The organism is Bremerella volcania (assembly GCF_007748115.1).
Taxonomy (GTDB): domain Bacteria; phylum Planctomycetota; class Planctomycetia; order Pirellulales; family Pirellulaceae; genus Bremerella; species Bremerella volcania.
Genome location: NZ_CP036289.1, coordinates 1,085,247 through 1,102,488 on the forward strand (window position 1 = coordinate 1,085,247; position 17,242 = coordinate 1,102,488).

A 17,242-nucleotide genomic window follows, 5' to 3' on the forward strand; every position below is an offset into this window, starting at 1 on the left:
TCCGCATCGAAGGGATGCGGGGCTCTTTTGATTTTCAATTAGGAACCGGCGAGAAAAGGCTTAGCCTTCGTCGCTCGAATCGTTGCCTTCGCCGCTGCTGCCGGCGCCGACTGCTTCTTCGGCTTCGGGTTCTTGGAGCGAACCCTTGAAGTCCAAGCGAGTCAGTTTGCCTTCGTCGTTGGCGATGGCGTCGACCGTGATCGTGTCCTGGCCTTGGAACTCGCCCTTGAGCAGTTCTTCGGACAGCGGATCTTCGATCGAGTTTTCGATCGCACGGCGGAGTGGTCGGGCACCAAAGTCTTGGCCCTTGTCCGACTGGTTGCTCCGCTTGATGATCAGTTCCTTGGCGGCGTCGGTCAGGATGAGGTCGTAGCCACGTTCCTGCAGACGTTCGCGAACCTTGGCCAGTTCCAGGTCGATGACCTGCTTCAGGTCTTCCTTCGTCAGGTGATGGAAGATGATGACCTGGTCCAGGCGGTTGATGAATTCAGGGCGGAAGACCTTGCCGATTTCTTCTTCCACGCGAACCTTCATGCTTTCGTACTCCGCGCCTTCGTCAGGAGCCTGGAAACCGAAAGCCGATTCGTTCTTGATCGCGCCGGCACCAGCGTTGGTGGTCATGATCAAGATCACGTTCCGGAAGTCGACGTTGCGACCGAAGCTGTCGGTCAGGCGGCCTTCTTCCATCACTTGCAGAAGCATGTTGAAGACGTCCGGGTGCGCCTTTTCGATTTCGTCGAGCAACACGACCGCGTAAGGACGACGGCGGATCTTCTCGGTCAGCTGACCCCCTTCTTCGTAACCGACGTATCCGGGAGGGGCACCGATCAGACGGCTGACGTTGTGCTTCTCCATGTACTCGGACATGTCGATTTGAATCAAAGCGTCGGCGTCGCCGAACATGAATTCCGCGAGGGCCTTGGCCAGCAAAGTTTTACCGACACCAGTCGGGCCAGCGAAGACGAACGTACCGGTGGGACGCTTCGGATCCTTCAGGCCGCTACGGCTACGGCGAACTGCCTTGGAGATCGCCTTGATGGCGTCGTCCTGGCTGATGACCTTCTTGTGCAGCACGTCTTCCATCTGCATCAGACGCATGCTGTCTTCGGTCGACATACGAGTCAGCGGAATGCCGGTCATCTTGCTGACGACTTCGGCGATCACTTCTTCGTCGACCACACCGTCTTTCTGGCGGCTCTTGGCTTGCCATTCTTTGACGATGTCTTCCTTCTTCTTCTTCAGCTTGTCGGCCTGATCACGTAGGGAAGCGGCCTTCTCGAAATCTTGATCGGCGACGGCCTGTTCCTTCTTGCGGTTCAAGGTTTCGACTTCTTCGTCGATTTCCTTGAGATCCGGCGGACGGGTCATGACGCGAAGCCGCACGCGGGCACCTGCTTCGTCGATCACGTCGATCGCCTTGTCGGGCAGGCAGCGTCCGGTGATGTACCGATCCGAGAATTCAGCCGCCGCGACGATGGCGTCGTCGGTGATCTGAACGTTATGGTGTTCTTCGTAGCGATCACGCAGACCCTTGAGGATCTCGACCGTTTCGTCCTTCGAGGCCGGATCGACCTGGATTTCCTGGAAACGTCGAGCCAGGGCGCTGTCCTTTTCGATGTACTTGCGGTACTCGTCCAGGGTGGTCGCACCGATACATTGGATTTCACCACGAGCCAGGGCGGGTTTGAGCACGTTGGCCGCGTCGATGGCGCCTTCGGCACCGCCTGCACCGACCAGGGTGTGAAGCTCGTCAATGAAGAGGATCGTGTTCTTGGCACGACGAACTTCGTTCATCACGGCCTTGATCCGCTCTTCAAACTGACCGCGGTACTTGGTACCGGCGACCATCATCGCCAGGTCGAGCACGACGATTCGCTTTTCGGCCAAAAGTTCCGGCACGTCGCCGTCGATCACGCGTTGGGCGAAACCTTCGACGATGGCCGTCTTACCGACGCCTGCTTCACCCAGCAGAACCGGGTTGTTCTTGGTACGTCGGCAGAGAACCTGAATGGCACGTTCGATTTCGCGCTGGCGACCGATGACCGGGTCGAGCTTGCCTTGCTTGGCCAGTTCGGTCAGGTCGCGACCGAAGCTATCCAGGGCAGGCGTTTTGCTCTTGCTACCTTTGCCGGGGTTGCCGCCGGGCTCGGAAGAACCGCCAGGCTCGCCACGACCTTCGCGGCTGCTGTCCCCTTCCATGCCGTGGCCCAGCAGGTTGAGGACTTCTTCGCGAACGTCTTCCAGCTTCAGACCCAAGTTCATCAGAACCTGAGCGGCGACGCCTTCTTGTTCTCGCAGAAGGCCCAGCAGGATGTGCTCGGTGCCTACGTAGTTATGGTTTAAGTTGCGAGCCTCTTCCATCGAATACTCGATGACTTTCTTGGCCCTTGGCGTTTGCGGCAGCTTGCCCATGGTCACCATATCGGGACCCGATTGGACCAGCTTTTCGACTTCGAGTCGAATCTTACGCAGGTCGACTTCCAGCGTCTTCAAGACGTTGGCAGCCACGCCGCTACCTTCTTTGATCAAGCCCAGAAGGATGTGCTCGGTGCCGATATATTCGTGGTTGAACCGCTGGGCCTCTTGGTTGGCCAGCTGCATCACCTTGCGAGCGCGATCTGTAAATCGTTCGTACATGGTCATCCGTCCTCATTTCGAGTTGGCGACTGCATCAACTACTGTCGTTCCAACTCTATGTTGTCTCACAATTACGCGGCTTCCGGTAGGCTGGGTTCGCCACTCTCCGCGTTTTGTTCACCCAAGTCGTCTGTCGAAGGTTTGGATGCTTCGACACGGGCTTCCGATTCCCCCTCTTCTCGATCGGCGAGAAGCTGCTTCTCGCGATGGATTTCAAACCACCAGCGTCGGCTTGCATCGAGCCGCTCTAATTTTTCGAGCGTCTGATGCGCTTCGTCAAACTGCTTCGTGTGCCGCTTTAGCGTTGCTAATAATAGGAGCGCTTCCGCGTCATCCGGCTCGCGCCGTAGAAGCCTAAGTAATACTGCCTCGGCTTGGTACCATTGACCTTTTAAATAGGCAGTTTGGGCGCTTTGGTAGAGTTGGTCGATGGTGGCATCAATGGCATCCCAACTGCCCGAGGCAATTCGGAAGCCCATCCACCCTGCGTTCATCAGCCAGAAGCCAAGGACGAAATACCAGAGTCCGCTACGGACCCAGACGTTTCCTAGCTCTGGCCAAACTCCTTTGGATACCAGCGCCACATTGAGTAGTAGCGTGAATCCTAGAGCCCAAACCAGTCCAGTCCAGCGCCCGCGTACCCAAAGCTCGCTGAGCCCCGGCCACAGGCAGGTAATCCATGGCGTTGATAGCATCCTTACTATTCCATAATGTGCGGTAGGTAGCTGGCAATTCAGCCCCCAGTCCGCTAGGAAACGCCGGGGAATTGTAACTTCAGAAACCAGGGGGAGCAAGGTAAGTCGGCAGAGTGCTTGCAGTTAGCTAAACTAGGAGCATCCGGCAATCGTTAATAGCCCATCATTCGGTGAGGAATCATCCTTTCCCGAGCCCCAAAATCGGCCGAAAACGCACCAATTGCCTGGGCCAATCTTTCCGCATAATCCGTAAGTCCATGACCGATCCCAACAATTTGGACCATGGCGGCTTACCGCCGTCGATGGACATTTCGCTTTGGCGCACCCTCGACGCCGCGGCCAATCGGGCCAGTGAAGGGCTGCGAGTCATCGAAGACTTCGTCCGCTATGGTCAAAACGATTCGTTCCTTACGACCGAACTCAAATCGCTGCGCCATCAACTGGACAGTACCCTCCAGCGTTTCGATCGGTCGCAAGCGATCCAATCGCGGGACACCTTCGGCGACGTCGGAACGACGGTTCAAGGGAAGCTGGAACAGTCTCGGGCCGACTGGTCCGACCTTCTGACGGCCAACTTCAAACGTCTTCAGCAAGCCCTGCGAAGTTTGGAAGAACATGCCAAGCTGATCGACGCGGAAGTGGCCGCTTCCTTCGAGCGGGCTCGTTATCTCACCTATTCGTTGGAAAAGATGGTAATGACAACGGTCGCCGCCAGTGGTGCGTTTCCGGAAGTATCGATTTACGTGCTGACCGACGGCCGCGCCGATGGACCGTCGTTCGACACGTTCGTGGCGAAGCTGGTCGAAGCCGAAGTCGACGTCATTCAGCTGCGCGATAAGAACTTGGACGACCGCACGCTTCTTGCCAGGGCAGAAGCGCTCCGCAAGCGAACCGCCGGCACGGCGACGAAGATGATCCTCAACGACCGAACCGACTTGGCGAAGGTCAGTGGGGCCGATGGCGTGCATGTCGGTCAGGAAGAGTTAACGGTCAGCCAGGCGCGCAGCGTGCTGGGCGTGGGCAAGCTGGTGGGCGTTTCAACCCACAGCATCGAACAGGCCCGGCAAGCGGTGCGCGATGGAGCCGATTATATCGGCATCGGCCCGACCTTCCCCAGCGGAACGAAAACGTTTGATGCGTTCCCAGGGGTGAAACTGCTTCGCGAAGTCGCCAAAGAGATCACGCTGCCAGGCTTCGCGATTGGTGGGATTGACGTCAGCAACGTGACGGAAGTTGCGGAGGCAGGCATTCGGCGAGTGGCTGTTTCGGGATGTGTGACGAAGGCGGACGATCCGGGGGCGGTGGTTCGGGAATTGCGGAAGTCTCTCACGCTCGATTCTCCGAACTCGTGAGGAACCTACCATGAGCAATGAATTTATCCTGCAAGTCCCCGTCTTCAGCGATCTTGCCAACCTGGCGTTCACTTTGCGCCGGGAAGTCTTCGTCACCGAGCAAGGCGTGCCAGCCGAGGAAGAGCTCGACGCGTACGACCTGACCGCCGATCACTATGTGCTGGTCAAGGATGGAACCGTCGTCGCCACGACGCGGGTGATCCATAAAGAAGAAGGGTGCAAGCTCTCTCGGTTCGCGGTTCGCAAGGCGGAACGCGGGCATGGCGTCGGCGGGCGGCTCTTGGCGTTTGTTCTTGCGGATTTGAAGGCCAAGGGAAAGCCGCGCGTCTTTATGAGTGCCCAGGCCGACAAGATTGGCTTCTACGAGAAGTACGGTTTTCATGCCTACGGCGATGAGTATTACGAGTGCGATATCTTGCACCGGATGATGAAGAATTGGGACGGCGATTAAAGAATTGTCCGGCAGCGATTGCCTGACGCGACAATTATTCTTACTGACATTACGTGGAATCTCATTGATTCTCGAGCGCAGATGAGTCAATTTTGAAGCTGCCTGACCGCGGTTTTTTGCCGCCGCTCTTGTCTTGTCCTTCCCGCGAGGTTCTCTCATGTCACGACTACTCGTTTTGGGTTTGGTTTTACTCGCTCCTTCGCTTCTGTTTGCGAACGATCGCCCGAATATCATCCTGATCATGGTCGATGACATGGGCTTTTCCGATATTGGCCCTTATGGCAGCGAGATCCCCACGCCCAGCCTCGACGCGCTGGCCAAAGATGGCGTTTGTTTCTCGCAGTTTTACAACACCGGCCGCTGCTGTCCGACGCGGGCCTCGCTGCTCACGGGGCTCTATTCTCATCAGGCCGGTATTGGCTGGATGACATCCGATCAAGGGGCACCTGGGTATCGCGGTCAGCTTTCGGACGACTGCGTGACGATCGCCGAGGTATTGCGGCATGTTGGCTACTTCACCGCGATGACCGGCAAGTGGCACGTGGGTTTCGAGCACGGCACGGTTCCCTGGAAGCGAGGTTTCGACCGCAGCTTGAACTTGCCGGCTGGGGGCATTCACTTCTCGAATCAAACCGGATCGAAAGGGGGCTCGAAGCTTTATCTCAATGGCCAGGAGGTTTCACGCGACGATCCGCAGTTCGATCCACCGTGGTACGGCACTGATATGTGGACGCGGCAAGGGGTCAAGTTCATCGATGAGGCGATCGAGCAGGATAAGCCGTTCTTTCTGTACATTGCCCACACGGCTCCTCACTTTCCGTGCATGGCGCCGGAAGAAACGATTGCCCAGTTTCGCGGCAAGTACATGCAAGGGTGGGACAAGCTGCGTGAAGAGCGTTATGCCCGACAGCTTGAGTCGGGTCTGATCGACAAAGCCTGGCAGTTGGAACCACGACCGGAACCGATTCCGGGTTGGGACAGCCTGTCGCAGGAGCAAAAGGTTCGTTACGACGACATGATGGCCATCTACGCGGCGATGATCGTCGAGATCGATAAGAGCGTCGGCCACCTGGTGGCGGCACTGAAAAAGCGGGGAGAACTCGACAACACGCTGATCTTGTTTCTTTCCGACAACGGCGGGAATGCCGAGTCAGGCGTCAACGGCCGTTACGAAGGGGACTCGCCGGGCGATCCTCATTCCAACGTCTTCATAGGCCGCTGCTGGGCCCATTTGAACAATACGCCGTTTCGGCTTTACAAGCATTACAACCACGAAGGAGGCATCGCCACGCCGCTGATCGCGCATTGGCCGAAGGGGATTCCTGCCAGGTTGGAAGAGTCTTCGCAGTGGATCGACACGCCGACCCACGTGATCGACGTCATGAGCACGTGCGTCGATCTGGCCGGGGCGAAGTATCCCGAGAAGATCGGCGATCGTGCCATTACGCCGATGCCGGGGCAAAGCTTGAAGCCGCTGCTGACCGCACAAGGAAGCTTCCCCCAGCGGGCCCTCTTCTGGGAGCACGAAGGGAACGCGGCCATCCGAATCGGCAACGACAAGCTGGTACGCCAGGGGCTTGGCAGGGGCTGGGAGTTGTACGACTTGAGCAAAGATCGCACCGAGCAAGTCAACCTGGCCGAGAGCAATCCGCAAAAGGTCGAGCAGCTTCGCAAACAATGGCGAGACTGGGCAACTTCTTCCGACGTCATGCCCAAGCCAGAGAAGAAAGGGAAGAAGAAGGGTAAAAAGTAGTCGTCTTACCACGCGATCTCGTTGATCGTGGGGGTCTCACGATCGAACCGTTGTCCTGATAACATCTTATGCCTCCACCCATCCAAGTTGAATTGGTTCCCCACGATCCTGCCTGGGCAGAGATCGCCGCCGAGTACTCACACAAGCTGACCGAGGCGCTGGGGACCTTGCTGATTGCCGTCTATCACATCGGATCGACGGCAATCCCAGGGATCTGCGCGAAGCCGGTCATCGATCTGATGCCGGTGGTGGGCAGTCTGGAACTGCTCGACCGAAGCCGATCCAAGGTGGAAGCCCTCGGCTACGAGTGGTGGGGAGAACTTGGTCTGCCGGGGCGTCGCTACTGCTCGAAGGACGATTCGGTCACGTCCGCTCGGCTGGCTCAGCTGCATTGTTATGAAGAAGGGTCGCCTGAGATCATTCGCCACCTAGCTTTCCGAGATTACCTGAGCAAACATTCCGACCTGGCCCGTCAGTACGAGCAGCTTAAAAGAGAGTGCCAGGTGCGGCATCGTGGTGACTCGCATGCCTATTCTGATTGTAAGTCCAAGTGGATTCAGCGGATCGAGGCCGAAGCGGTCGACCATTTCTCGTCGGCGACGCGCTAGGATTCGATGAAGTGCCATGCAGGCTTCATCGGATCTTTACAAACTCTGAACACGGTATCCATCGCAGAGAGATAGCTTAATTAGCTTAATAGGAAAATAAGGTCATCGGCGTGTTCAATCGCCGTGAAGATGTCGTGTGAAGGCTGCCCGTGGAGTCGACTCAAATTTCGGAAAATGCCAAACCTCGGAGTGGAGGAATCTTTGTCTCCGGGTATGAAGAGATCACGATCCTTGTCGTAGACGACACGGCTGTCGATCGTGCATTAGTCGGGGGCATTCTGCAGAAGAACAATGCCGGCAATCTGACAATCCACTTTGCCGAAAGTGGCGAAGAAGCCCTCGAGATGGTTGCTGCCGAAGATCCCGACATCGTCCTGACCGACCTGCGGATGCCTGGCATGGATGGTTTGGAACTGGTCAAAGCGATGCGCTATGACTATCCATTCATTCCGTGCATTCTGATGACCGCCCACGGAAGTGAAGAGATCGCCGCCGAAGCCCTCCAACAAGGGGCCGCGAGCTACGTTCCCAAGAAGGACCTCATTCAAAAGCTCACTTCGACGCTGATCAACGTGTTGGCCTCCGCCCATCACGAGCGTGTCGCCAAACGTTTCGACGATTGCTGGCACGAAACGACCTCGCACTTCACGTTGGCCAACGACGCGACCTTGATCGGTGCCGTAACGGGGCACGTCCAGAACTATCTGCAGAAATTCCGTGGTGTGCCTGAGAACGAACTGGTACGCCTGGGCGTGGCGCTCGACGAAGCGCTGCGCAACGCGATGTTCCACGGCAACTTGCAGTTGGAATCGGAATTGTGGGCATCGGATCCCGAGAAGTTCTACGCCGAAGCGGAACGCCGCCAACAGATGGATCCGTACCGCGATCGCACAGTTCACTTCACGCTGACTTGCCGTCGTGAAGAAGTACGCTTCGTCGTTCGCGATCATGGAGCCGGGTTTGACGTCCGGAGTCAGGCATTCGATCCTGCCGATCCGATGCAGCTAACCCGGCCGAGCGGACGAGGGCTCTTTCTGATCCGTACCTTCATGGACGAGGTCAACTTCAATGATGTCGGCAACGAGATCACCATGATCTTCCGTCCCAAGATGGGGGACGACCTGGCCTTCGACGAAGTATCGATCTAGAGCGGCTCCAATTCATCGGTGGCGTCCTTGGCTGCCTGCGGCTGCGCGGGACTTCGTTGACCTGCATCGACGAATCTAGAGGATTCGCCTGCTTCGGTCGCCTTGTCCAGCTTGCCTCGCCAACGCCCATGACGCTACAGCTAACTTGGAAACGCTCTAGCTGGATCGGTCAGGCCAACTTCTGCCCACTTCGAAATTCTTTCGTTAATCGAACCGTACCGCTCACGGTTGCTCACCGAGAACACGAGATCTCGTCCACGTGTTCCCGGTAGCCAAGTGCGTTGGCGGAGGCATTGACGCGTCCCCCCCTTGCTTCGGGATTTGCCAAATCTGACATTCCTCCAATTACTCAAAGGTAATTCGCAATGGCTTTCCCCAAGATCGCGTTCGCCGCACTCTGCTCTGTTGCACTGATTTGTACGACCTCCTTTGCTGATGAGGCGAAGAAGGAAGCAGGTCCGAAAGATATTGTCGACACGGCTGTTTCCGCCGGCTCTTTCAAGACACTGGTTGCTGCCGTCACGGAAGCCGACCTGGTTGAAACGCTCAAGAGCAAAGGTCCATTTACGGTTTTCGCACCAACTGACGACGCATTTGCTGCACTGCCAGAAGGTACGGTCGCAACGCTGCTGAAGCCGGAAAACAAAGAGAAGCTCATCAAAATTCTGACCTACCATGTCGTACCAGGCAAGGTGATGGCGAAGGATGCGATGAAGTTGAAAGAGGCAAAAACGGTCGAAGGTTCGACGATCGACATTCAGGTAAAGGATGGCTCGGTCATGATTGACGAGGCGAAGGTCATCAAAGCGGACATCGTCACCTCGAATGGCGTCATCCACGTGATTGACAAGGTCATCATGCCGTAACGCCTTTGCCACCTACATTGAGAGGCCGAGGTCGGAATCGACTTCGGCCTTTTTTACGCGCCCAGCCCTTCGGCTTACTTATTACTGGCGGCTTCACGACTTTGCAGGAGTTGATCGGAACCCCAGCCGCCGAGGATCGCGGCTGGCAGGTACAGGGCCAGGTCGATGGCGACGAACCAGAAAGGGAACGCCATCGAGATGGCGTTGACGATTCCCATTGCGGTGAAGAGACCACCGATTGCGAGCGATTCTCGCCATACCTTTCCCCCTTCAATCAAGCGGCCGAACGCGGCTCCGCTGAGCGAACCACCGGCGTGGGCCAGCCACACCAATGCAAACGCGGTGAAGGGGAGCGAGGCGATATGTCGGCCAAACGCCTCGGCGTCGCTGGGATCGTTGACGTCAATTCCTGAGGGTAGCGGGTACATCAAAAAGCAGGGAGTCAACAGCAAGACCATCATGGCCATGCCGACAACGACACCCAAGGGAATCGAAACAATGGCCCGTAAGGTTGCCATCATGGTTGGTTGCCGCTTCGGTTGAAGTTGCGGCCTCGTGTCGTAGGGGAGAAGGGGACGCCGCGAACTGAAATCCCTCGCGACGTGGATGGTGGTGGGATTCGTCGGACAATTATCGACGGACCGAATGCTTTCGATAATAGCATTCCCGCGGATTGCGGTAAATCGTTCGGCCTTAGGGCGGTTCCAATTTATCTGTAGCGTCTTTGGCTGGCTGCGGCTGCGCGGGACTTCGTTGACCTGCATCGACGAATCTAGAGGATTCGCCTGCTTCGGTCGCCTTGTCCAGCTTGCCTCGCCGACGCCCAGGACGTTACACCTAACTTGGAAACGCTCTAGCCACGCCGACAATTCTTGCTAGCCGCCGAGATGAATAAGTGTGCGAATAGTTTCTCTAATCGTTACAACTTACTGAAGCCGCAGGGTGGGTTTCGTCGATGATGACAGAGACGAAGCAGCATAGCGCTATCGTGAACCCAATGCTAGCACGGAAAGAGAAGCACGTTGGCCACAGGGACGGCAGAAAACTCGAACGGCGATCAGCAGCACGAGCCTGACTCGACGCTGGCCTCCATCCAATTGGCCCTGTTCAACTGGCTGGCCGATTGGGGTGCCGTGGCAATCGACTGCGTGGTGGCCGTGGGCGAGTTGACCCTCTTTGCCTGGCGGACGATCGTCTGGACGTTTGGCCGGCTTCCCAAGCGAGAAACGCTGCTGCCCAGCTTCTACCAGGTTGGGGTGATGAGCCTGCCGGTGGTTGCGCTAACGGGAACGTTCATCGGGATGGTGCTGGCCGTTCAAAGCTACTATCAGTTTCGCGAGTTAGGTCTGGAAACACGGCTCGGAGCTGTCATTAATATGTCGCTGGTGCGCGAGCTAGGACCGGTGCTGGCCGCCACGATGCTGGCAGGCCGGGTCGGCAGTGCCATGGCGGCCGAACTGGGTACGATGCGCGTCACCGAACAGATCGACGCGCTGACCTCGATGGGGGCCAACCCCATTCATTACCTGGTGGTGCCCCGCGTGCTAGCCATGTTGCTGCTCATTCCCGCGCTGACCGTGATGGCCGACTTCATGGGGTTTGTGGGGGGCTACTTCTATAGCGTGATCATCATCGGCATCGACAAGCATTTTTACTTATACAACTCGCAGGTCTTTGTTGGCTCGTGGGATATCTTCTGCGGGCTGTTCAAAAGCATCTTCTTCGGAGGCGTGATTGCCCTGGTCAGTTGCCATCAAGGCTTCTACTGCACGGCCGGAGCCGAAGGGGTCGGTAAGGCGGCGACGGCTGCGTTCGTGTACTCGTTCGTGATGATTCTCGTCATCGACCTAATCCTGAACATCGGTCTCGAACGCGTTTACATGGCGCTTTGGCCGGATGCCATGGTTTCGATCGGAGGTGGCTAGATGATGCATGCCCGCTTGGAAGCCGACGATGCCCAGCCGTTGATCGAAGTCGATAACTTGCTCGTCCAGTTCGACGGCCAGACCATTCTGCGCGATATCGGGCTGAGCATTCCCTGCGGCGAGACGCTGGCCCTGATTGGCGAAAGTGGTTGCGGCAAGACGGTTCTACTCAAGTCGCTGATTGGCCTGGTCAATCCTACCCATGGCGACGTTATCTTCGACGGGCAAAACATCCACCGTTTGAACGACCGGCAACTGACCAAGCAGCGGATTCGCTTTGGATTCGTTTTTCAAAATGCGGCTTTGTTCGACAGCATGACCATCGGGCAGAACGTCGCATTTCCGCTGAAGCAGCATACCAATAAACCGTTGTCCGAGATCCGTGACATCGTCTTTCAGCACTTGAAGGAAGTGGGTCTGCCAGAGTCGGTGGTATGGAAGAAGCCGGCCGAACTTTCCGGCGGGATGCGGAAGCGAGTCGGACTGGCTCGGGCCCTGGTCTTGAAGCCGGACGTCGTCTTGTACGACGAGCCGACCACAGGTCTTGATCCGATCATGAGCGACGTGATCAATGAACTTATTCTGCGGACCCGCAGTAAATACCCGGTGACCAGCATTGTGGTCACGCACGACATGCGGACGGCCCAGAAGGTGGCCGATCGAATGATCATGATGTACCCGGCTCCTCGGCTGAAGGATGCGGAGCCGCAAATCTTATACGACGGGCGACCGGAAGAGGTCGAAGACTGCCCGGACGAACGCGTGACGCAGTTCGTCCGCGGCGAGGCAGGTCAACGCATCGAGGAAATGGGAGCCTTCACCGGCGATTAGCCCGAAGGAGCAAGGTCCATGGACGACCGCGTATTACAATTCCGAGTTGGATTCGTCATGTTAGTGGCCGTGCTGCTAACAGGCATCCTGTTTTTCCTGTTGGGCGAGCAGCCGCAGTTTCTCTCGCGCAAGGAAACCGTTTACGTCGTCTTCGAGACCGCTCCTGGCGTCACCATCGACACGCCGGTGCGTACCAGCGGCATCTTGATTGGCCGCGTGAGCAACGTGAAGTTGCAGGACGATCGAAAGGTGTTGGTGACGCTGAAGGTCGAGAAGGAGAACATGCCGCATCAGAACGAAGTGGTGCGGATCGTCTCGGAATCGCTGCTGGGAGATGCCGCGCTCGAATTTGTACCCACCGACCGGCCCGGGCTGCCCAATGAGCCACTGCCCGATGGCGCGAAGATCAACGGCCTGGTGCAAACCAATCCGCTTGATGTGCTGGTGAAGCTGGAAGGATCGTTGGTCTCGGCCTTATCGACCATCGAGCAAGCTGGCGGCAACGTCAGCCAGTTCGCTGCCAATGCCAACAAGCTGCTCGAAGAAAATGGGGACGACGTCGGACGCATCATGCAAAAGACGGAAACGGCGCTCGATCGATTTGATTCCGCACTCGCATCGGTGCAGAACCTGGTCGGCGATCAGCAGCTGAACGACCAATTGAAGCAGGCCCTGGAAGGTTTGCCGGAAACGCTAACCGAATCGCGCAAGTTGATCGACGAACTGCGAATCGTGGCTGGTCGAGCGGATCGCAATCTGGAAAACCTGGAAGGCTTCACCGAACCACTGGGTGAACGTGGCGAGCAATTGGTCGCGAACCTGGAAAACAGTACCGAGAACTTGAACATCCTGGTAGCGCAGCTGGCTCAGTTCGGCCGCAAGGTGAACGAGTCGGACGGAACGCTGGGACAATTGATCAACGACCCGCATCTGTATCAGAATCTGAACGACGCCGCCGCGAACATCCGCGAGCTGACCCTTCGTCTGCGTCCCATCGTGGAAGATGCCCGGGTCTTCGCCGACAAGATCGCCCGCGACCCAGGCCGCATCGGCGTGAAGGGGGTCTTGAACCGGAACCAGTCCGGGATCAAGTAAGCAGACAAGCAATGTTTGGTGAACTCGCACCTGGCGAGCTTCGCATCTCATCTCCCCTCTCCTGCGAGGGGGAGCGAAAAAAGTTAACCACTCGACGGAAGGGGTGGTAGTTCGTAGCCGCCCGAGGGCAAGCTGTTCATGCCGGGGGCAGGCATCGGGACTTGTTCGGCCGGGGGAGGAAGCGTTGCCGGGTCCCAATATGGTACGCGCTGGTTGGCCGATGGAGGCACCACCGTCGATGGGACGATTTGCTGCTGAGGGGGAACGATCGGCGTCATGAAGCCGGCGTGGGCATTGGCACGCAGTTGTTCGGCCCTGGCACGCAGTTCTTCCGGCGGAACGATCCGCAACGGAACCATCTCGAAATCGAGTTCCCGCTCGTCTCGGATTTCCCATGGAATGACGTTCTCGCTCACGAAGTCGAGACCTGGGTACTGATACCAAGGTGTCCGAAACGTGTGCAGTTTGACGACGGGTTCATATCCGTCTTTTTCCAAGCGAATTTCACGGGTGCCGTAATAGGTGTAGCCGGTGGCGACCGGCGTGACGCCGATTTCCTGATTATCGACATACAGCACGGCACCTGGCGGATTGGTCCGCACGGTGAAACGCCGGCGCACGCAACCCTGGCTCATCAAAAGGGTGCCCAACAGTGCCAGCACGCTAATGTGATGAAAAACGGTCGATTTTTGTGTGAAAAAAGGCCCCATGAGCTATCCTGAAATCTGGGGAGACGTGGGGCGGGAGTATAGCGATCTCGCCAGGCTGTGGCTAGATAGTTTTCCGAGCCGTGCTGGCACCCTCGGAAAACTTGAGACAATCGCCATGGAAAGCCAACTTCTCGGGTTTTTATGGTGCACCAGCGAGGTTGGTTTTCGGTGTTCTGGGAAGAGAATATTTCGTAGCCAGCTCGGCTCGGGCGAGTTGCTCTTGCTAGCGGGGGCGTTTATTATCGAAGGCTTCCAATAAACTTTGTTGATATAGCACTAGGGCTCGATCGAGCCCGCCATTGAATTAAGGATGCAGGGTGCGACGCAGATCGATATCGCGATCTAGCGTACCGATTGGAGTGACCCTGCTGGACGAGGATCGCGTAGGTTTCCGCTGGTATGCCCCAGACCGAAAAGCATGATTGGGCCGGATGTCTCCAAGTCGCCGCAATGAGCGACGTCGGGATGCGACGTTCCAACAATCAAGACCACTTTGGCGTGGCGATCGCGCAGACCTGGGAAGACTGGCAGGCCCGGGGGCATTTGTTCATCGTCGCCGACGGTATGGGAGCCCACGCCGCGGGGGAACTGGCCAGCGAAATTGCCGTCGAACAGGTACGGCATCTCTACAAAAAATACATCGGCAAGCGGCCAGCGATGGCGCTTACCTCGGCCATCGAGGAAGCCAACACCATCATCAATCGCCGGGGGGAATCGAACGCCGCGTTCCACAAAATGGGGACGACGTGCAGTTGTCTGCTGCTGCTGCCGCAAGGCGCGGTGATGGGACACGTCGGCGATAGCCGCATTTATCGGCTGCGCGGCGACAAGCTCGAACAGATGACGTTCGACCACAGCATGGCCTGGGAAATCAAGGCCGCCACCGCCGGAAAGGACTACTCGTCGGATGTTTACGCGGCGATTCCCAAGAACGTGATTACCCGCTCGCTAGGTCCTTCGGCCGAGGTTGAAGTCGACCTGGAAGGGGCTTTTCCGCTGGAAGTCGGCGATACGTTCATGATGTGTAGCGACGGAGCGTCCGGTCCTGTGACCGACGAAGAGATTGCCCTGATCCTGCATTCGCTCGATCCCGCGAAAGCGGCTCAACTCATGATTGACCTGGCCAACCTGCGTGGTGGCCCGGACAACATCACCGTGATCGTCGCCAAGGTTACCGATGAGAAGATGACCAATGACCCGTGCAAAACGGATCCGTTGATCGAAGAAGAGGACCTTCCTCCGCCGACGGTCGAGCGGCAGAAACGACGAATTCCCCTGACGCTTTGGATGGGGATCGGTTTGCTGCTGGTCGCCGCCGGGATGGCGTACTACTTAGAACAAATTCCTTACGCCCTGGCTGGCGTATTGGTGGCCTTCGTCGCGACGATCATGGCGTTTGTCTATAAGTTCAACGGCGAACTGGTTCCGGTGCCGGTGAAAAAGAAGTTTCGCTTCGGCAAGGGACCTTACTCGGATATTCCCTGTCACGCCGATTCCAATACGGCTTTGAACCTCAAGATTTTGTACGACGAACTCTCGGACGCGGCGGAGTCCAACAACTGGACGATCGAATGGGAGAGCGTCCGACAGATGGGGGAACGAGCCGACGGCGAGATGAAGAAGGGGCAGTATTATGGGGCAGCCAGGCACTTTCTGTTGGGAATTGGCTCGCTCATGTCGCAGATCCGCGGTCAGAAAGGGGCGAAAAACCCCTTGGAAGATGATTCTCGGGTCGATCTGGCCTGATTGTCGTTTTCCCCGTTTCCCATAGTTGCTACAGTACGTGCCGATTCTTTTCTTGGCACGGTGCTAGGACCGGATCGAAATGGATTTCGATCGCGATGGGCATATTACAACGCTATATCATCGAAGAGCTGCTAAAGGTCTTCTTTCTCGCGCTGGTCTCGTTGACGGCCCTCCTGCTTTTCATCGGGCTCGGGCAGCAAGCGATCCGAGAAGGCCTGGGATTCGTCCCGCTGTTGAAGGCGATTCCGTACCTGCTTCCCAATGCCTTGCGGTTTGCCATTCCCGGTACGATCCTCTTCGCCGTCTGCAATGTGTATGGACGCGTCAGTGCTAGCAACGAACTGACCGCGATCAAAGCGGCTGGCATCTCGCCGATCTCGCTGATTGCACCTGGGCTGATTCTGGCGCTGATCCTTTCGCTAGTCTGCGTCTGGCTGAACGACGTGGCCGTGTCGTGGGGGCATATGGGACTACGGCACGTGGTGATGCAGTCGATCGATGACATCGCCTACAGCGTGCTGCGGACGAAGAAGTCGTTCTACAGCGATAAGTTTTCGATCCTCGTCAAAGATGTGGAAGGAGATCTGCTGATTCGCCCTGAGATCACCATGACCAAGTCAGGCGACCAGGGAATGGTGACCATTTCGGCAGCCACCGCTAAACTTGAATCCGATCCGCTGCACAAGCGCGTGATGGTCACGCTGACCGACAGTCGCATCCATTCAACCGGCCCTGAAGGGCAGTTGTTTGAGCATCCCGGTAGCTTCGTCACCTCGATTCCGCTGGAAGATCCTACCGCCGTCGAAGGGATTCGTGACGCTTCGCATCAACCGATGCGGCGGATTCCTGTCTGGCAGGCGAAGATGAAAAGCTACCATCACCAGGTATCGCAGGTTCTGGCCGCCAAAGGTGCCGCCTGCCTGGTTACGGGGCAATCCCCCTCGATCGATGATCCTTCGTGGCTGTATTGGACCAACGAACAGCAGTGGTCGAAAGTTCAGATAAGCCGGTTGAAAACGGAGCCTCATCGCCGCTGGGCGAATGGGTTCAGTTGCCTGTGCTTCACGCTTTTGGGCATTCCGCTGGCGATTCGTCAGCGTAGTAACGATTTCATCACCAGCTTCTTCACGGCCTTTTTGCCGGTGCTGCTGCTATATTACCCGTTGATGGCATTGGGAGTCGATCGAGCGAAGGATGGGGACTGGCCGGCGGCGATGGTCTGGCTGGGGAACGTGGTGGTGATCGCCGTCGGTGGATGGCTCTTGCACCGCACGATGAAGAACTGACAGTTGGAGGTTTTCAAGCCCGAAAAGCGAATTTCGGTGACCCAGAGAGATTCCTCTCTGGGTGCCGCAGGCACAAGCGGCTCATACGTCAGGTCTGAGTGAAGTAGAACGTCTCTATTTTAAGAACGTCCATTCATTA

16 protein-coding genes are annotated in these 17,242 nt (G+C 57.2%); 12 read left to right on the top strand and 4 right to left on the bottom strand.

The window, feature by feature from the left end:
• Positions 1 to 60: 60 nt before the first annotated feature.
• Positions 61 to 2,637, bottom strand: a complete 2,577-nt coding sequence (locus tag Pan97_RS04255) for an ATP-dependent Clp protease ATP-binding subunit (RefSeq protein WP_144970904.1) — start codon at positions 2,635 to 2,637, stop codon at positions 61 to 63.
• Positions 2,638 to 2,708: 71 nt separating this feature from the next.
• On the bottom strand, positions 2,709 to 3,332 hold the full coding sequence (locus Pan97_RS04260) for a tetratricopeptide repeat protein (RefSeq protein WP_144970905.1): 624 nt from the start codon (positions 3,330 to 3,332) through the stop codon (positions 2,709 to 2,711).
• A 257-nt stretch (positions 3,333 to 3,589) separates the two neighbouring features.
• On the opposite strand from Pan97_RS04260, the gene Pan97_RS04265 reads away from it, so the two are divergent.
• From Pan97_RS04265 to Pan97_RS04290, 6 genes are all read left to right on the top strand, one after another.
• Positions 3,590 to 4,684: a thiamine phosphate synthase gene (locus Pan97_RS04265; RefSeq protein ID WP_196782276.1), complete on the top strand. Its 1,095-nt coding sequence runs from the start codon at positions 3,590 to 3,592 to the stop codon at positions 4,682 to 4,684.
• A gap of 10 nt (positions 4,685 to 4,694) precedes the next feature.
• Entirely contained in the window at positions 4,695 to 5,135 is a 441-nt protein-coding gene (locus Pan97_RS04270; RefSeq protein WP_144970906.1) for a GNAT family N-acetyltransferase, read from the top strand.
• 157 nt (positions 5,136 to 5,292) lie between these two features.
• Positions 5,293 to 6,888, top strand: a complete 1,596-nt coding sequence (locus Pan97_RS04275; protein WP_144970907.1) for an arylsulfatase — start codon at positions 5,293 to 5,295, stop codon at positions 6,886 to 6,888.
• Between the two features lie 68 nt (positions 6,889 to 6,956).
• The gene (locus Pan97_RS04280; RefSeq protein WP_144970908.1) at positions 6,957 to 7,496 is read left to right on the top strand and encodes a GrpB family protein; all 540 of its coding nucleotides are present in this window, start codon (positions 6,957 to 6,959) and stop codon (positions 7,494 to 7,496) included.
• A 149-nt stretch (positions 7,497 to 7,645) separates the two neighbouring features.
• On the top strand, positions 7,646 to 8,644 hold the full coding sequence (locus Pan97_RS04285; RefSeq protein ID WP_196782277.1) for a response regulator: 999 nt from the start codon (positions 7,646 to 7,648) through the stop codon (positions 8,642 to 8,644).
• 365 nt (positions 8,645 to 9,009) lie between these two features.
• Positions 9,010 to 9,510, top strand: coding sequence for a fasciclin domain-containing protein (locus Pan97_RS04290; RefSeq protein WP_144970909.1), 501 nt, complete (start codon positions 9,010 to 9,012; stop codon positions 9,508 to 9,510).
• A 74-nt stretch (positions 9,511 to 9,584) separates the two neighbouring features.
• Here the strand turns inward: Pan97_RS04290 and Pan97_RS04295 are convergent, their stop codons facing one another.
• On the bottom strand, positions 9,585 to 10,031 hold the full coding sequence (locus Pan97_RS04295; RefSeq protein WP_144970910.1) for a hypothetical protein: 447 nt from the start codon (positions 10,029 to 10,031) through the stop codon (positions 9,585 to 9,587).
• A 561-nt stretch (positions 10,032 to 10,592) separates the two neighbouring features.
• Here Pan97_RS04295 and Pan97_RS04300 point away from each other — a divergent pair.
• From Pan97_RS04300 to Pan97_RS04310, 3 genes are read left to right on the top strand one after another with little or no spacing between them, the layout of a single operon-like run.
• Positions 10,593 to 11,435, top strand: a complete 843-nt coding sequence (locus Pan97_RS04300) for an MlaE family ABC transporter permease (protein ID WP_144978129.1) — start codon at positions 10,593 to 10,595, stop codon at positions 11,433 to 11,435.
• A gap of 3 nt (positions 11,436 to 11,438) precedes the next feature.
• Positions 11,439 to 12,266, top strand: coding sequence for an ABC transporter ATP-binding protein (locus Pan97_RS04305; protein ID WP_144978131.1), 828 nt, complete (start codon positions 11,439 to 11,441; stop codon positions 12,264 to 12,266).
• A gap of 18 nt (positions 12,267 to 12,284) precedes the next feature.
• Complete coding sequence (locus Pan97_RS04310) at positions 12,285 to 13,361, top strand: MlaD family protein (protein WP_144970911.1); 1,077 nt, start codon at positions 12,285 to 12,287, stop codon at positions 13,359 to 13,361.
• Positions 13,362 to 13,444: 83 nt separating this feature from the next.
• Here Pan97_RS04310 and Pan97_RS04315 read toward each other — a convergent pair whose 3' ends face one another.
• On the bottom strand, positions 13,445 to 14,071 hold the full coding sequence (locus tag Pan97_RS04315) for a PEGA domain-containing protein (protein WP_144970912.1): 627 nt from the start codon (positions 14,069 to 14,071) through the stop codon (positions 13,445 to 13,447).
• On the opposite strand from Pan97_RS04315, the gene Pan97_RS04320 reads away from it, so the two are divergent.
• From Pan97_RS04320 to Pan97_RS04330, 3 genes are all read left to right on the top strand, one after another.
• A complete protein-coding gene (locus Pan97_RS04320; protein WP_144970913.1) occupies positions 14,070 to 14,330 on the top strand; it encodes a hypothetical protein in 261 nt (86 codons plus the stop codon). The genes Pan97_RS04315 and Pan97_RS04320 overlap by 2 nt on opposite strands.
• A gap of 140 nt (positions 14,331 to 14,470) precedes the next feature.
• A complete protein-coding gene (locus Pan97_RS04325) occupies positions 14,471 to 15,817 on the top strand; it encodes a PP2C family protein-serine/threonine phosphatase (protein WP_144970914.1) in 1,347 nt (448 codons plus the stop codon).
• Positions 15,818 to 15,912: 95 nt separating this feature from the next.
• Positions 15,913 to 17,103: an LptF/LptG family permease gene (locus Pan97_RS04330; RefSeq protein ID WP_144970915.1), complete on the top strand. Its 1,191-nt coding sequence runs from the start codon at positions 15,913 to 15,915 to the stop codon at positions 17,101 to 17,103.
• The last annotated feature ends 139 nt before the right edge of the window (positions 17,104 to 17,242 follow it).

Excerpts from the sequence above, each read along its gene's own strand:
- Pan97_RS04320 (WP_144970913.1), top strand. The coding sequence starts at position 14,070 with ATGAGCTATCCTGAAATCTGGGGAGACGTGGGGCGGGAGTATAGCGAT.
- Pan97_RS04315 (WP_144970912.1), bottom strand. The coding sequence starts at position 14,071 with ATGGGGCCTTTTTTCACACAAAAATCGACCGTTTTTCATCACATTAGC.
- Pan97_RS04260 (WP_144970905.1), bottom strand. The coding sequence starts at position 3,332 with ATGCTATCAACGCCATGGATTACCTGCCTGTGGCCGGGGCTCAGCGAG.
- Pan97_RS04255 (WP_144970904.1), bottom strand. The coding sequence starts at position 2,637 with ATGTACGAACGATTTACAGATCGCGCTCGCAAGGTGATGCAGCTGGCC.
- Pan97_RS04295 (WP_144970910.1), bottom strand. The coding sequence starts at position 10,031 with ATGATGGCAACCTTACGGGCCATTGTTTCGATTCCCTTGGGTGTCGTT.
- Pan97_RS04275 (WP_144970907.1), top strand. The coding sequence starts at position 5,293 with ATGTCACGACTACTCGTTTTGGGTTTGGTTTTACTCGCTCCTTCGCTT.
- Pan97_RS04280 (WP_144970908.1), top strand. The coding sequence starts at position 6,957 with ATGCCTCCACCCATCCAAGTTGAATTGGTTCCCCACGATCCTGCCTGG.
- Pan97_RS04265 (WP_196782276.1), top strand. The coding sequence starts at position 3,590 with ATGACCGATCCCAACAATTTGGACCATGGCGGCTTACCGCCGTCGATG.
- Pan97_RS04325 (WP_144970914.1), top strand. The coding sequence starts at position 14,471 with ATGCCCCAGACCGAAAAGCATGATTGGGCCGGATGTCTCCAAGTCGCC.
- Pan97_RS04270 (WP_144970906.1), top strand. The coding sequence starts at position 4,695 with ATGAGCAATGAATTTATCCTGCAAGTCCCCGTCTTCAGCGATCTTGCC.
- Pan97_RS04330 (WP_144970915.1), top strand. The coding sequence starts at position 15,913 with ATGGGCATATTACAACGCTATATCATCGAAGAGCTGCTAAAGGTCTTC.
- Pan97_RS04310 (WP_144970911.1), top strand. The coding sequence starts at position 12,285 with ATGGACGACCGCGTATTACAATTCCGAGTTGGATTCGTCATGTTAGTG.
- Pan97_RS04305 (WP_144978131.1), top strand. The coding sequence starts at position 11,439 with ATGCATGCCCGCTTGGAAGCCGACGATGCCCAGCCGTTGATCGAAGTC.
- Pan97_RS04290 (WP_144970909.1), top strand. The coding sequence starts at position 9,010 with ATGGCTTTCCCCAAGATCGCGTTCGCCGCACTCTGCTCTGTTGCACTG.